The organism is Frigoribacterium sp. CFBP 8754, from assembly GCF_014841815.1.
GTDB classification, from domain to species: domain Bacteria; phylum Actinomycetota; class Actinomycetes; order Actinomycetales; family Microbacteriaceae; genus Frigoribacterium; species Frigoribacterium endophyticum.
Genome location: NZ_JACYUO010000001.1, coordinates 688531 through 701967, shown reverse-complemented (window position 1 = coordinate 701967; position 13437 = coordinate 688531). Strand labels below are relative to the sequence as shown.

Sequence of the window (13437 nt, the reverse complement as noted above, 5' to 3'; positions counted from 1 at the left end):
CTGCCGAGCGACACATGCGACCCTCGCCGCCCCGCGCGGCGCCCACACCTCACTCGTACGGAGAAGACCATGAACAAGCACGTCTCGAGAGGGCTCCTCGGAGCGCTCTTCGTCGGGGGCCTGTGCGCCCTCGGAACCACCGCCGCCCAGGCGGACACCCTCACCGGCGGAGACGACGGGCTGCTCTCGGGCACCCAGGTCGCCGCGGTGGTCGAGGCCCCGGTCTCGGCCCTCGGCACCGCCGTCAGCGTGGTCGGCGACGCGACGTCGTCGGCCCCGGCGGCCGCGCCTGCTGCTGCGGCTCCCGCTCCGGCCGCTGCTCCGGCTCCGGCTCCGGCCGCTCCCGCGGCCGCGCCGGTCACGACGACCAGCGGCGACGCCGGGCTGCTGTCGGGCACGCAGGGCATCGTCTCGGTCGACGTGCCGGTCACCGTGACCGACACGGCAGTCAGCGTGGTCGGCGACGCGACGAGCGCGGGGGCACCGGCCACCGCCCCGACGGTGCCGGCGGCACCTGCCCCGGCACCCGCTCCCGCCCAGACGAGCGGAGACGACTCGATCGGCGGCGGCAGCCAGGCGCTCGTCGACCTCGACCTGCCGGTCACCGTGGGCGGCACGGCCGTCTCGGTGCTCGGCGACAGCAGCACCGGCGGCACGACCACGGCGCCCGCCGCGGGCCCGACGGGGTCGGCGTCGCCGGCCCCCGAGACCAGCGGTGACGACGGCGTCCTCGGCGGCACCCAGGCGCTGGTCGACCTCGACGTGCCCGTGACCGTGGGCGGCACCGCCGTCTCGGTGCTGGGCGACAGCTCGAGCACCGGCGCCGGCACGGGCAGCGGCACGACGCCCGCGACGGGCACCGCACCCGCCGCCGGCACAGGCTCGGGCAGCACGACGAGCGGCGACGAGAGCGTCCTCGGCGGCACCCAGGTGATCCCGGTCGTCGGCCTGCCGGTGACCGTCGGTGGCACCGCGGTCTCGGTCATCGGCGACAGCAGCAGCACCGGCAGCACCACGGGCACCACGCCCATCACCGGCACGGGCACCACCCCCGCGACCGGCGCCGCGACCAGCGGCGACGACGGCGTCCTCGGCGGCACCCAGGTCGTGCCCGTGATCGGCGTGCCGATCACCGTCGGCGGCACGGCCGTCTCCGTCATCGGCGACAGCAACAGCACCGACACCACCACGGGCACCACGCCCACCACCGGCACCGGCACCGACACCACCACCGGCACCACGCCCACCACGGGCACCGCAACCACCCCCACCACCGGCGCCGCCACCAGCGGTGACGACGGTGTCCTCGGCGGCACCCAGGTCGTGCCCGTGATCGGCCTGCCGATCACCGTCGGCGGCGCCGCGGTCTCCGTCATCGGCGACAGCAGCAGCACCGACACCACCACCGGCACCACGCCCACCACCGGCACCGGCACCGGCCCGGTCACCAGCGGTGACGACGGCGTCCTCGGCGGCACCCAGGTCGTGCCCGTGATCGGCCTGCCGATCACGGTCGGCGGCGCCGCGGTCTCCGTCATCGGCGACAGCGACACCGACGGGGGCGCGCCCGTCGTCCCCGCCACCCCGGTGACGCCGACCACCCCGGTCGACCCCACCACGCCCGTCGACCCCACCACGCCGGTCGACCCCGCCACGCCGACGGACCCGACCACCCCGGTCGACCCCGGCACCCCGGTGCTGCCCACCACCCCGGCCACGACCGACGAGCCCGTCGGCCCGGCCGTCGTGACCGCCGCCACCGGCGGTGTCACGGCAGCGGCGACCACCTCGGCGACGGGTCGTGAGGCCCTCGCCGCGACCGGCGCCTCCACCACCACGGCCGCCGCCGCGACGTCCGCCCTCGCCTACACCGGCGTCGACGGAGCCGCGACGCTCGCCGGAGCCCTGCTGGCCCTCCTGGCCGGCCTCGCCCTGCTGGTCGTCGCGCGTCGCCGGGAGGCCCGTCGCTGACCGGCACCCGCCGACGGCCGAGCACCGTCGCCCTGCGGGGCGGCGGTGCTCCGCCGTGCCCGCGGGGCGACAGCCGAGCCAGCGACCACTCTTTCTGGTACATTCGTCTCACTCGTGCTCCCTCGCCTGACGCACACGGCTCGGCGGGATCGTCGCACGGCTCGGAGTCACCACCATGGGCTACCTCTTCCTCTCCCTGGCCATCGTCGGCGAGGTCGTCGCCACCAGCTTCCTCAAGGTCACCAGCGGGCCCGACGCGCGCTGGTGGCAGTACGCCGTCGTCGTCGTGGGCTACGTCTTCGCCTTCGCGATGCTCTCGCAGTCGCTCGGACGGGGCGTGCCGCTCGGCATCGCCTACGCCGTCTGGGCCGGCATCGGCGTCGTGCTCGTCGCGCTGATCAGCTGGCTGGTCTTCCACGAGCCGCTGACGCTCCTGCAGCTCGGCGGCATCGTGCTCGTGATCGGCGGCGTCACCATGCTGGAGCTCGGCGGCCGGCACGAGGCCGCCGCGTGACCCGGACCGGCGAGCAGCGGGGCGGCACGGCCGACGAGCCGACCCGCGACTCCCCCGGGGTCGGCCCTCGCGGAGACGCCTCCCTGACGCCGAAGGGCGAGGCGAGGAGGCGCGCCCTGCTCGCCGGGGTCCTGACCGTCCTCGAGGCCGGCGGCCCGTCCGCCGTCACCCACCGGGCGGTCGCCACGGCGGCGGGCGTGCCGCTCGCCGCCGCGACCTACTACTTCTCGTCGCGGGACGACATGCTGCGGAGCGCCCTCCGGCACGCGACCGCGACCTGGACCCGCTCCCTCGACGAGCTCGAGCAGCCCACGCTGGGCGACCTCGCCGAGACGCTGGTGCGCTACACCGTCGTCGAGCGGGCCGCCGCGGTCGCCCAGTACGAGATGCTGCTGCAGGCCGTGCGCGACCCGGGCCTGCACGACGACGCCGAGGCCTGGTACTCGTCGCTCGAGCACGTGCTCGCGCGGGTCGGCGTGCCGGCCGAGCGGCTGGCGGTCGTCTCGCTCGCCGTCGACGGCCTCATCGTGCGCATGCTCTGGCGCGGCGAGCCGGGCGACGTCGCCGCCACCGCGGAGGTGCTGCGCCGCGTCGTCGCCTGAGGTGCCGGGCGCCCGGCACCCGCCGCACGTCCCGCTCCGCAATGCGAGAGACATCCGTCCTCGAGCGACCAGGACGCCCCGCGTCTGCGGCCGACCCGCGCCGATCACTCTCAAATTCGAGAGCACGAGCACGAGCCCGAGCCCGACCAGAGCCCGACCCGAGCGGCGGCAGCTACAGCGGCAGCAGCGGCAGCCCCAGCCGCCCTACCTCCCGCGGCGCCGCTTCTTCAGCGACTTCTGCATCGTCACGGTGCCGAGCCAGCGGCCGAACTTGAAGCCGACGCGGCCCATGCGGCCGACCTCGGTGAAGCCGAGCGACTCGTGCAGCCGGATCGACGCCTCGGCGTTCTTGTCGGCGATCACGGCGACCATCTCGCGGATGCCGGCCTCGCGGCACGCCTCGACCAGCGCCTCCAGCAGGGCGCGACCGAGGCCCTTCCCCGTGGACGCGGCGCGGAGGTAGATCGAGCTCTCGACCGTGTACCGGTACGCGGCCTTGCCGCCCCAGGGCATCGCGGTCGCGTAGCCGAGCGCCTCGCCCGCGGGGTTCACCGCGACGAGGAACGGCATGCCGAGCTTCGCGGCCACCCCCGCCTTGCGACGCCAGTCGGCGAGGGTCATCGGCTCTTCGTCGAAGGTGACCGTCGAGTTCTGCACGTAGTGGTTGTAGATCTCGCGCACGTACGGCAGGTCGGCCGTGACGGCGGGGCGGATCTCGAAGCTGAACGCCGGCTCGGGCAGCGGGGCGGGCCGCAGCTCACGCGGCAGCCGCCGCCGGGTCTGGTATTCCTCTTCGAGCACCCGTCCACTCTGGCACGTCGCGGTCGCCCGCCGACAGGGCAGGCCGTCAGGAGGCGGCGGCCGGCTCCGCGGGCAGGGCCCAGTCGACCGGCTGCCCGCCCTGCTGCACGAGCAGCTCGTTCGTGCGGCTGAACGGCCTCGACCCGAAGAACCCGCGCGACGCGGACAGCGGGCTGGGGTGCGGCGACTGCACCGTGGGCACCTCGCCGAGCATCGGGACGAGGCCGGCCGCGTCGCGCCCCCAGAGGATCGCGACGAGTGGGCCGCCGCGGGCCGCGAGCACCTCGATGGCGCGCTGCGTGACCGGCTCCCAGCCCTTGCCGCGGTGCGACGCCGCCTCGCCGGGCCGGACGGTCAGCACCCGGTTGAGCAGCATGACGCCGTTCTCCGACCAGGAGGTCAGGTCGCCGTGCGCGGGCACGGGCACCCCGAGGTCGTCGTGCAGCTCGCGGTAGATGTTGGCGAGGCTGCGGGGCACCGGCCGCACGTGCGGGTCGACCGCGAACGACAGGCCGATCGGGTGGCCGGGGGTCGGGTACGGGTCCTGACCGACGACGAGCACGCGGACCTCGTCGAGCGGGTAGGTGAACGCCCGGAGCACGAGCGCGCCGTCGGGCAGGTAGCCGCGCCCGGCCCGCACCTCGGCACGGAGGTACTCGCCCATGTCGGCGACCTCGTCGGCGACCGGGTCGAGCGCCTCCGCCCAGCTCGGGTGCACGAGGTCGCGGAGGGGGTGAGCCGTCACTCGACGCCCAGGGTGCCGACCGAGACGCCGACGATCTCGCCGTCGTCGTCGGTCTGCGGCTCGACGCGCCAGACGTTGCCCGTGCCGAGCACCGCGAGCGCCCCCTCGCCGACCACGAGGGCCGTGTGCTCGTCGATGGCGACGCCGCCCCGCACGAGGCCGGCCTCCGTCGCCGCGACGAGGCGCGTGAGGGTGCCCCACTGGGCGGCGTGCACGTCGATGGCGAGGTCGACGAGCCCGAGCCCCTCACCCAGGGTCACCTCGCCGAGGCCCTCCGCGGCGTCCTCGGGGCAGACGGCGACGTCGCCGATCAGCCAGCCGCCGAGCAGGGCCCGGTCGGCGGCGATCATCGCGCCGGCGGAGAAGCCGAGGTAGGGCAGGCCGTCGGCGACGAGCAGCCGCACCTGGTCGATCAGCGGCGTGACCGACTCGAGGTAGGCGGGCGTGAGGCCGCCGGCGACGACGAGGCCGTCGACGTCGCTGAGCACCCGGGTGTCGAAGGCCGCGCCGGCCTGGACGACCGTGACGACGGCCTCGCAGCGCCCGCCGTGCGCGATGAGGGCCGGCCAGCCGGTGACGAACTCGTCGCCGGGCGATCCGTCGGCCACGACGACCAGCACGGCGACGCGGGGCACGGCGCGGCCCAGGGCGGCGCCGCGCACGGCGGCCTCGGCGACGAAGGGCTCGTAGATGTCGGGGGCGTCGGGCGACCAGCCGCCGCCGACCAGGTGGATGCTCATGCCTCGCGGCTCACCGTCGCGTCGCGGGTGACCGGGGGCAGGGCGCTCCACGGGAAGGTGATCCACTGCGCCGTGCGCTTCCAGACGAAGTCCGGCTCGAGGATGGTCTGCGGCTTGCTGTAGAGGCAGACGGTGCGGACCTCGTCGGCGACCTCGGCGAGCAGGTCGCGCACGAGCGCGAGGGTGCGGCCGGAGTCGGAGACGTCGTCGACGACGAGCACGCGCTTGCCGGCGAGCGACGGGGCGTCGAGGGTCGGGGGCAGCAGCACGGGCTCCGGCAGGCGGGCGTCGACGCCCGTGTAGAACTCGACGTTGATCGACCCGCACATCTTCGTGTCGAGGGCGTACGCGATCGATCCGGCCAGCACGAGGCCGCCGCGCGCGACCGCGACGATCACGTCGGGCGTGAAGTCGGCCGCGACGACGTCGCGGGCCAGGTGGCGGGCGGCGTCGCCGAACTCCAGCCAGCCGAGCACCTCACGGCCGGGGGCCTCCGTCGACGACGCGACGGGCGCCTCCGGCACGGTCTCGCCGACCCCGGCTCCCGGCGCCCCTCCCGCGGGGGGTGCGGCGAGGTCGGTCGGGTCGTCGGGTGAGGAAACCATGCCAGCAACCGTAGTGGGCCGCGCACCCGCGCGCGACGCCCGTCGGGCACCCTCGGCGTCGGGGCACGGTCAGGGCGCCTCCCACCGGCCTCCGGGAGGCGCGAAGACGGTGTCGACGCCGTCCGACCAGAGCAGGGAGTCGGGCGCGCGGTCGGTGACCCCGGGCAGCCCGGAGTCGGCGACGAGCTCGTCGTCGAGGTCCATCAGCTCGGCCCGTCGGAGCGGCCAGGCCCCGTGCGTGTTCGGCCAGTACCTCGTCGTGCCGCCGCGGGCGACGTGCATGCCCCAGCGCGCGGTGAGGAACTCCGCCAGCGGGTCGCCGACGACCTCCTCGTCGGTGGGGCGGACGGCGAGCCGCGTCGACGGCCGGGGCCCGGGGCCGTGGCGGCGGGAGGCGTACTCGACCGTGCCGCCGACCCGGCGCCGGCTCATCGAGGCCCAGCGGTAGGGCAGGCCGAGCGCCGCGTTCGCGGTGACGACGGGCAGCAGCTTCGCGGCCTCGAGGGTGCGGAAGACCACCCCGCGGCGACCGAGGTCGTCGACCGAGTAGAGCCGCACGTTCGTCTCGAGGAAGGTGCCGAGCCACGGCACCGGCGGCAGCCGGCCGAAGGCGCTGCGCGAGAGCTCGAACGGGATGAGGCCGACCCACGTCGAGCCGTCGTGGACGTCGGGGCGGGTGCCCGGGGGCAGCAGCGGCGCCACGCGCTCGGGCTCGACGCGCCAGTGGGCGAAGGCGAGGCCGCCCCAGTGCTGGCTGATCACCGGCGCCCGCAGCAGGTCGGGCGCCACGGTGCTGACGGGGGCGGGCTCGCGAGCGGTCATGGCGCCACGATACGGACGACGCCTGGGCGGCCCCGTGGGTAGGGTCGACGGACCGGGGGCGCGGGCGGCGCCGACCACCCGTCCGACCACTGCGCGGCCGCCCGTCCGCCCGTCCGCCCGCCGACCACCCGAGGAGGCCCGCCCGTGACGACCGGACCGACCGCACGTCGCGCCGACCCGAGCCCGCTCGAGCGGGCCGTCGACGAGGGCTTCCTCATCATCCGCGCGTCGCTCGTGGTCGCGACCGCCAACCAGGTCATCCGCAGGGCCCTGCAGGAGCGCCTCCCCTTCGACGAGGAGGTCGCCACGGGCTTCGTCCGCTCCGAGATCGACCGCCTGACCGAGGAGCAGCTCGAGGGCGCCCGACGCCTCCGACGGGTCCGCCGCCGCACCCACCGCTCGTACGGCCAGTCACAGCACCAGTTCGACTACCGCGTCGACGACGTCGACGCCCTCCGCCTCCGCGAGGCGACCCACAAGGCGCTCGTGAAGGAGCTCGGCCGGGCGGGCCGCGACGACGCGTTCGTCGCGGCCGTGGTGGACGCCGCGCGGGCCCGTGCGTGGGACGACGTCGGCAGCACCGTCGTCGACCGGATCGGCTGGGCGGCCGCGCCGGCCCCGGGCTACGACGAGGGCCGGGACGAGCGGCTCCGCGACCTGCTCGACATCGACCTCGCCGGCCTGGCCGAGCGCCACGACGAGCGCGGCGGCCCCGCAGGAGTCGGGCCCGCCGACCCGACGGAGACCGGCGAGGCGACGGTGACCGACGACCCGACGGAGACCGGCGCCTAGCTCGCCGGCCCCGCCCCCGCGGCCCCCTCGTCGATCCGCACGCCGCGGCCCGACACCACGACGCCGCCCGTGGCCGGCACGAGCACGTCGAGCACCCCGGGCCGCCCCACGTGGGCGCCCTGGTGCACGCGGACCCTGGCCGGAGGCACGACCCTGCCGGAGGCGCGGAGCCAGCCCCCGAGGGCGGCCGCGGCCGACCCCGTGGCCGGGTCCTCGACGAGCGTGCCCACCGGGAAGGGGTTGCGGGCCTCCAGCACGAGGGTGCCGTCGTCGTCGATGCCGAGCTCGTGGACGACGGTGACCGTGCCGGCCCAGCCCTGCTCGTCCATCAGCGGCCGGAGCGCACCCGCGTCGACCACGAAGCCGTCGAACGCCGCGCGGTCGACGACGGGCAGCACGGGGTGGAGGTTGCCGGCCCAGGCCGCCAGCACGGGCCGGGAGGCGTCGAGCTCCGTCGCCCGGAGTCCGAGCACCGCGAGCAGCCGCGCGAGCACCTCCGGCTCCAACGGCTCGACGCGCGGCTCGGGCGAGGTGAACGACGCCCGCGCTCCCCCGTCGGGCTCGACCGTCGTCTCGAGGGGCACCGGGCCCACGGCGGTCTCGACGACGATGTGGCCCGGCCCGTCGCGCTCGGCGAGCGCGATCGCCGTCGCGACGGTCGCGTGGCCGCAGAAGGGCACCTCGGCCACGGGCGAGAAGTAGCGCACCCGGTGGCGACGCCCGTCGCCGTCGAGGTCGGGCCCGACGACGAAGGCCGTCTCGGCGTCGCCGACGGCGAGAGCCGTCGCCTGCATCTCCGCGTCGGTGAGGCCGCGCGCGTCGAGCACGACCCCGGCGGGGTTGCCGCCCGCGGGGTCGGCGGAGAAGGCGGCCCAGCGGGCGACGGCGCGGTCGGATGTCGAGGTCGGTGCGGGGGTCACCCGCCCATGGTGCCGGGGAGGCGCGGTGCGCGTCGAGCGCCACCCGCGCCTCCCCGGCCTGGTCGCCCCCGTCAGGAGCCCGGCGCGCCGTCGATCAGCGAGAGCGGGTCGGCGACGAACCGCGCCAGGGCCCGGTCGACGACCCCGCGGTCGAACACGTTGTCGTTGTAGGCGACCGCCACCTGGAGGGCGCCGTCGATGACGGCGATCTGCACGGAGAGGTTCTCGGCCGGCACGGGGTGCACGGTGTAGCCGAGCTCTGCCGCGCGGCCGTCGCGGACCCAGGGCAGGCCCTGCATCGTCCGGGCGACGCCGAGGTTGCTGACGACGAGGTGGCCGCGCGCGTGGGCCGGCGCCGTGGCGGGCACCCTGCGGTCGCCCGGGCGGACGGCCTCCTTGACGGCACCGGCGACGAGGGCCGCGAGGGGCCGGCCCGACGTGACGGTCTCGTGGATGCTCTCGTCGACGGCGAGGAGGTCGTCCACCCCGGTGACGGGCACGCCCGTCACGAAGTTGCCGGTGGTGTCGACGCCGGCCGGCAGGTACTGGCGGACGTCCCAGACGAGCTCGCTCTCGGCCCCCAGCCGCACGCCCTCCCGGACGAACGCGGCGCGCAGCGCGACGATCACCGCGCTGGAGAACGCCACGGGGTGCGGCTGTGCCCGGAGCCAGCGCCGCAGCTCGGTGAAGGTCCGTCGGTCGCCCCGGCCCCAGGCCACGGCGGTGGAGGGAGCCCACGCGACCTGCTCGCGCTCCTGCACGACCCCGGTCGGCACCGTGGGCACCTGCACGCGCCGGGCGCGCAGCAGCGCCGGCACCCGGGCCGGGTGGCGCAGGTACGTGGCGGCGACGGCGCGCCACAGCGGGTGGCGGACGCCCTCGGCGCTGAGCCAGGCCGGCATCTCGCCGCCGGCGGCGAGGTCGAGGAGGGCGGCGGGCAGCCGCGAGGTGAAGCGTGCGTCGACGACCTGGTGGTCGTAGATCATCAGCAGCCGCTCGCCCGAGACGATCACCTGCAGCGGCAGGGCGTCGTCGATCATGCCGACGAGGTGCTCGAGCACCTCGTCGGGCGCGAGGTCGTCGCCGAGCGGCGGGATCTCGCTCACCATCCGCTCGCAGAGCTCACGCTGGGTCTCGGGGGTCCAGGCCCAGTCGCGGCGGTCGGCCGCCACGAGCCCGAGGCGCGCACCGGGCCCGAGGGAGACGACGCGGTGCAGGGCGGCGACGAGGGCCGTCCGCGGGGGCAGCACCAGCGGGCCCATCACGCCGAGCACGTGCGCGCCCGCGGCGAGGCGGTCGACGGCGGAGATGGGCAGGGTGCGGCGGCCGCCCTCGGCGGGGGTCGCGGCGCGGAGCGCGGGCACGGTCATGGCGGTCACGAGGCTGCCCCCGCGACGGTCGGCACCGGCGCCGGCGTCGGCAGCGGCGCGGGCGTCGGGGCCGCGACCGGTGTCGCGGCCGCCCCGGGCGTCGGCGTCGCGGCGGCCACGGGGGCCCGCACCGGGCGCATCGTCGACGCGCCGTCCCAGCGCTGCCGCAGGTAGAGCAGCGGCCCGCGGGCGACCCCGGCGAGCTCGACGCGGGCGGTGCGACGGAGCTCACGCTCCAGCTCGGCGTCGGCCGGGGCCGTGCTCACACGAGAGGTCGTGGCGGAGGCGGTGCCCGCCCTCCCCTTGGCGAGGAGGGCCGCGACCGCGTGCGGCGCGCGGCGGAGCGCGGCACGCCGCGTGCGCCCGTCGAGGGCCACGCCGGCGAGCCAGGCGCCGAGGCCGGTGCCGTAGCCCGCCGCCTGGACGCGGAGCGCAGCCAGGTCGGCGCGGTGCCGGTGCCAGACGAGGGCCGAGGGCTGCACGGCGAGGGCGTGCCCGGCGAAGAGCACGCGCGTGAAGACGTCGAGGTCCTCTCCCCCGGCGGTGCGGGTGCCGACGCCGAACGCCGTGTCGAAGCCGCCGAGCGCGAGCGCGACGTCGCGGCGGAGGGCGAAGTCGGCCCCGGTGCCGAACGCACCGACCGAGAAGGGGAAGGTCGGCAGGTCGGCGGGCTGCTCGTCGAGGCGGAAGACGCGCGGCGAGACGTTCCGCGACCACGAGACGCGGTCGTCGAAGGAGCGCTGCACGGGGGTGCGGAGCTCCCCGCTCGCCACGAGGCCTGTCACGCAGGCCACGTCGTCGGCCCGGGCGAAGCCGTCGCAGAGGCCGAGCAGCCACCCGGCGTCGACCACGACGTCGTCGTCGGTGAAGGCGACGACCTCGCCGGTCGCGGCGCGGAGGCCGGCGTTGCGGGCGCCGGAGAGGCCGGCCACCGGCTCGACCACGTACCGCACGCGCGGGTCGTCGAACTCGTCGGCCACGAGGTCGCGGGTCGCGGAGGTCGAGGGGGCGTTGTCGACCACGACGACGTCGAAGGCCGGGTGGTCGAGGGCGAGCACCGACGTGAGGCAGCCGCGCAGCTGCTCGGCGCGGTCACGCGTGCAGACGACCACCGTCACGGTCGGGAGCCCGCCGGCGGGCAGGGCCACGGGGCGGGGCGCGGCCGGGAGGTCGGCGGCCTCCGAGCGCACGAGGTCGATCGAGACGTGGTCGTGGACGACCGGCACCTCGACGACGCCGAGCACCTCGCGCCCGTCGCGTACCAGCAGGCGCGCGGCGGGGTGGCCCTCCGCGTCGACGAGCCGCAGGTCGTCGACGTCGGGGCGCGCGAGGTCGGCGACGTCGACCGCGCCCACCCACAGGGCGCCCGACCAGGTCGGCACCGCGGTGCTCGCCATGGGGCGCGTGAGCGAGAGGGCGGTCACGAGGCGACCTCGGCGACGGCGGGCCCGCCCGGGGAGGCGGCGGTCGCCTCCTCGAGGAGAGCGCGGCCGACCGCGGGGTCGTGGGGCGCGAGACGGGCGCGGCGGAGCGTGCCGGCGGCGTAGCCGAGGACGGTGGCGACGACCACCGTGAGCAGCACGCCCGCGCGGCCCGCGCCTCCTCGACCCGTCTGCCCGAGCTCGCGGACGAGAGCGGCGGGCACGACGCGGCGCAGGTAGTCGGACTCGCTCGAGAGCGCGTCGCCGGCGCCGACCTGACGGCTGAGGGCGGCCTTGGAGAGGCCCTCGCTCCAGCCGCGACGACGGGCGTAGACCCAGGTCACGCGCGGCGGCGTCACGTGGTGGCGGACGTCGGCGCGCGGCTCGAGCACGATGCGGGCTGAGGGGTCGGCCTGCCGGATGCGGATGCAGAGCTCCGTCTCCTCGCAGCCGAGGGGCACGGTGCCTACCCGGCCCGTGTCGAGGTTGAAGCCGCCGACGGCGACGACGGAGGCGCGGCGGAAGGCCATCGAGCAGCCGATCACGTTGCGCACGTCGGCGGTCGTCGTCGGCAGGCCGCGGTGGCTGCAGCCGACGACCCACAGGGCCTCCGGCGGGTAGAAGGCGCGGGCGTCGTCGGGCCACCGCGGGGTCGCGTGGCCGCCGACGCCGACGACGTCGGGCTCCGAGAACGGCGCGAGGAGGTGCTCGAGCCAGCGGGGGTCGGCCGCGGCGTCGTCGTCGAGGAAGGCGACGACCTCGCCGCGGGCCGCGGCGACGCCCGTGTTGCGGGCACCGGACAGCCCCTGGCGGAAGCGGTTCGGCACGACGACGACGTCGCTCCAGCGATCACGGCTGCGCGCGAGCAGGGCGTCGCTGTGGTCGATCACCAGGACGACCTCCGTCGTCTCCGGCAGGCGGCGCACCGACTCGACGCTGGCGAGCAGGTCGTCCCAGCGCTCCTCGGTGTAGGCGCAGACGACGACGGAGACGGTGACCGGGGCGCCGGTCACGCGACGTCCCGGCGCGCTCCGGTCCGGACGGAGCCGGTGCCCGTCGACACGAGCTCGGGGGCCGGGGCCGCCGCGGCGCGCATCGAGGCACGACGGGCCGACGCGGACGGACGACGACGACGCTCCTCCAGGATGACCCGGAGCACGCGGAACCCGTCGGTGACGGCGTTGAGGTTGCTCGAGCCGTGGATGCGGAGCTTCTCGATGCTCGGCACCTCGACGATGTCGTAGCCCAGGGCGGCGGTGCGGCAGTTGAGGATCGTCTCGATCTCGAAGCCGTCGCCGTTGTGCATCTGGCCGTCGGCACGGGGCGCGAGACCGCTGGGCAGCAGCTCGAGGCTCGGGACGATGCGGGCCCAGAACGCGTTGTAGCCGTAGCAGAGGTCGGTGTAGCGGGTGCCCAGCAGGAGGTTCGTGAGGGCGTTGAGGCCCCAGTTGCCGAGCGCGCGGAAGCGCGTGATGTCCTCGCTGCCGCCCCCCTGCACGAAGCGGCTGCCCTTGGCCACGTCGGCGCCGGCGACGAGCGCCTCGACGAAGCGGGGGATCTCGGCGGGGTCGGCCGAGCCGTCGGCGTCGAACATCACGATGACGTCGCCGGTGGCGGCCTCGAAGCCACAGGCCAGGGCGTTGCCCTTGCCCTTGCGGGTCTGGTGGACGACCTTGATGTCGGGCATGACGCGCACGGCCGTCGCGACGGTGTCGTCGACCGAGTGGCCGTCGACGAGGATCACCTCGTGCACGCTGGGCAGCATCGGGAGCACGATCTCGAGGTTGCGGGCCTCGTTCCGGGCGGGGACGACGATGGAGATGCGGGGCTGAGCGATCGAGGGCAGGGGTGAGACCGGGTTCACGAGGGGGGTCCTTGCGTGGGTGAGCGAACCGGCAGGTGGGGTGGCCTGCGGTGGAGAGCCGGCGACTCGGGGTTTTCGGGTCCGTCGAGCCGGGCTGGGCGGGCCGATCGAGTTTCGGGTTCGATCGGCGCCGCTGTCGGGTGAGCACCAACATACGCGCCTGGCGACGACGCGCAAGCACCCCCACCCGGTCGTGTCGAGGGGTGATCCGTCGCCGTCGGGGCGTCGCGGCCGACACCTCCGCGGCCGTCCCCCGATACCGGTCGGTAC

At 76.2% G+C, this 13437-nt stretch carries 14 protein-coding genes; 4 read left to right on the top strand and 10 right to left on the bottom strand.

Annotation, left to right across the window (positions count from 1 at the left end):
• The first annotated feature begins 69 nt into the window (after window positions 1-69).
• The 3 genes from IFT72_RS03230 to IFT72_RS15875 all read left to right on the top strand — a co-directional run bounded on the left by IFT72_RS03230 (window position 70) and on the right by IFT72_RS15875 (window position 3087).
• The gene (locus tag IFT72_RS03230; protein ID WP_192045552.1) at window positions 70-1971 is read left to right on the top strand and encodes a hypothetical protein; all 1902 of its coding nucleotides are present in this window, start codon (window positions 70-72) and stop codon (window positions 1969-1971) included.
• Window positions 1972-2146: 175 nt separating this feature from the next.
• Window positions 2147-2485, top strand: coding sequence for a multidrug efflux SMR transporter (locus tag IFT72_RS03225; protein ID WP_056053831.1), 339 nt, complete (start codon window positions 2147-2149; stop codon window positions 2483-2485).
• Window positions 2482-3087, top strand: coding sequence for a TetR family transcriptional regulator (locus IFT72_RS15875; protein ID WP_192045551.1), 606 nt, complete (start codon window positions 2482-2484; stop codon window positions 3085-3087). The genes IFT72_RS03225 and IFT72_RS15875 overlap by 4 nt, the downstream gene beginning before the upstream one ends.
• Before the next feature lie 204 nt (window positions 3088-3291).
• Here the strand turns inward: IFT72_RS15875 and IFT72_RS03215 are convergent, their stop codons facing one another.
• The 5 genes from IFT72_RS03215 to IFT72_RS03195 all read right to left on the bottom strand — a co-directional run bounded on the left by IFT72_RS03215 (window position 3292) and on the right by IFT72_RS03195 (window position 6800).
• Window positions 3292-3888: a GNAT family N-acetyltransferase gene (locus IFT72_RS03215; protein WP_192045550.1), complete on the bottom strand. Its 597-nt coding sequence runs from the start codon at window positions 3886-3888 to the stop codon at window positions 3292-3294.
• A gap of 46 nt (window positions 3889-3934) precedes the next feature.
• On the bottom strand, window positions 3935-4633 hold the full coding sequence (locus IFT72_RS03210; RefSeq protein ID WP_185232195.1) for a uracil-DNA glycosylase: 699 nt from the start codon (window positions 4631-4633) through the stop codon (window positions 3935-3937).
• Window positions 4630-5373 carry a Type 1 glutamine amidotransferase-like domain-containing protein gene (locus IFT72_RS03205; protein WP_082514310.1) on the bottom strand — a complete coding sequence of 248 codons (744 nt, stop codon included), beginning with the start codon at window positions 5371-5373 and terminating at the stop codon, window positions 4630-4632. The genes IFT72_RS03210 and IFT72_RS03205 overlap by 4 nt, the downstream gene beginning before the upstream one ends.
• A complete protein-coding gene (locus IFT72_RS03200; protein ID WP_192045549.1) occupies window positions 5370-5978 on the bottom strand; it encodes a phosphoribosyltransferase in 609 nt (202 codons plus the stop codon). Before IFT72_RS03200 ends, IFT72_RS03205 begins: the two co-directional genes overlap by 4 nt.
• A 69-nt stretch (window positions 5979-6047) precedes the next feature.
• On the bottom strand, window positions 6048-6800 hold the full coding sequence (locus IFT72_RS03195) for a YqjF family protein (RefSeq protein WP_192045548.1): 753 nt from the start codon (window positions 6798-6800) through the stop codon (window positions 6048-6050).
• A gap of 144 nt (window positions 6801-6944) precedes the next feature.
• On the opposite strand from IFT72_RS03195, the gene IFT72_RS03190 reads away from it, so the two are divergent.
• Entirely contained in the window at window positions 6945-7592 is a 648-nt protein-coding gene (locus IFT72_RS03190; RefSeq protein ID WP_192045547.1) for a hypothetical protein, read from the top strand.
• Here IFT72_RS03190 and IFT72_RS03185 read toward each other — a convergent pair.
• The 5 genes from IFT72_RS03185 to IFT72_RS03165 all read right to left on the bottom strand — a co-directional run bounded on the left by IFT72_RS03185 (window position 7589) and on the right by IFT72_RS03165 (window position 13167).
• On the bottom strand, window positions 7589-8512 hold the full coding sequence (locus tag IFT72_RS03185) for a PhzF family phenazine biosynthesis isomerase (protein WP_192045546.1): 924 nt from the start codon (window positions 8510-8512) through the stop codon (window positions 7589-7591). The genes IFT72_RS03190 and IFT72_RS03185 overlap by 4 nt on opposite strands.
• Before the next feature lie 71 nt (window positions 8513-8583).
• Window positions 8584-9891, bottom strand: a complete 1308-nt coding sequence (locus IFT72_RS03180; RefSeq protein WP_192045545.1) for a hypothetical protein — start codon at window positions 9889-9891, stop codon at window positions 8584-8586.
• Window positions 9888-11306 carry a glycosyltransferase gene (locus IFT72_RS03175; protein WP_197981064.1) on the bottom strand — a complete coding sequence of 473 codons (1419 nt, stop codon included), beginning with the start codon at window positions 11304-11306 and terminating at the stop codon, window positions 9888-9890. The genes IFT72_RS03180 and IFT72_RS03175 overlap by 4 nt, the downstream gene beginning before the upstream one ends.
• On the bottom strand, window positions 11303-12316 hold the full coding sequence (locus tag IFT72_RS03170; RefSeq protein WP_192045544.1) for a glycosyltransferase family 2 protein: 1014 nt from the start codon (window positions 12314-12316) through the stop codon (window positions 11303-11305). Before IFT72_RS03170 ends, IFT72_RS03175 begins: the two co-directional genes overlap by 4 nt.
• Window positions 12313-13167, bottom strand: coding sequence for a glycosyltransferase family 2 protein (locus IFT72_RS03165; RefSeq protein ID WP_200931964.1), 855 nt, complete (start codon window positions 13165-13167; stop codon window positions 12313-12315). Before IFT72_RS03165 ends, IFT72_RS03170 begins: the two co-directional genes overlap by 4 nt.
• Window positions 13168-13437 lie beyond the last annotated feature (270 nt).

Bases quoted from the DNA above. Each gene is read 5' to 3' on its own strand.
- IFT72_RS03230 (WP_192045552.1), top strand. From the start codon at position 70: ATGAACAAGCACGTCTCGAGAGGGCTCCTCGGAGCGCTCTTCGTCGGG.
- IFT72_RS03225 (WP_056053831.1), top strand. From the start codon at position 2,147: ATGGGCTACCTCTTCCTCTCCCTGGCCATCGTCGGCGAGGTCGTCGCC.
- IFT72_RS03200 (WP_192045549.1), bottom strand. From the start codon at position 5,978: ATGGTTTCCTCACCCGACGACCCGACCGACCTCGCCGCACCCCCCGCG.
- IFT72_RS03195 (WP_192045548.1), bottom strand. From the start codon at position 6,800: ATGACCGCTCGCGAGCCCGCCCCCGTCAGCACCGTGGCGCCCGACCTG.
- IFT72_RS03205 (WP_082514310.1), bottom strand. From the start codon at position 5,373: ATGAGCATCCACCTGGTCGGCGGCGGCTGGTCGCCCGACGCCCCCGAC.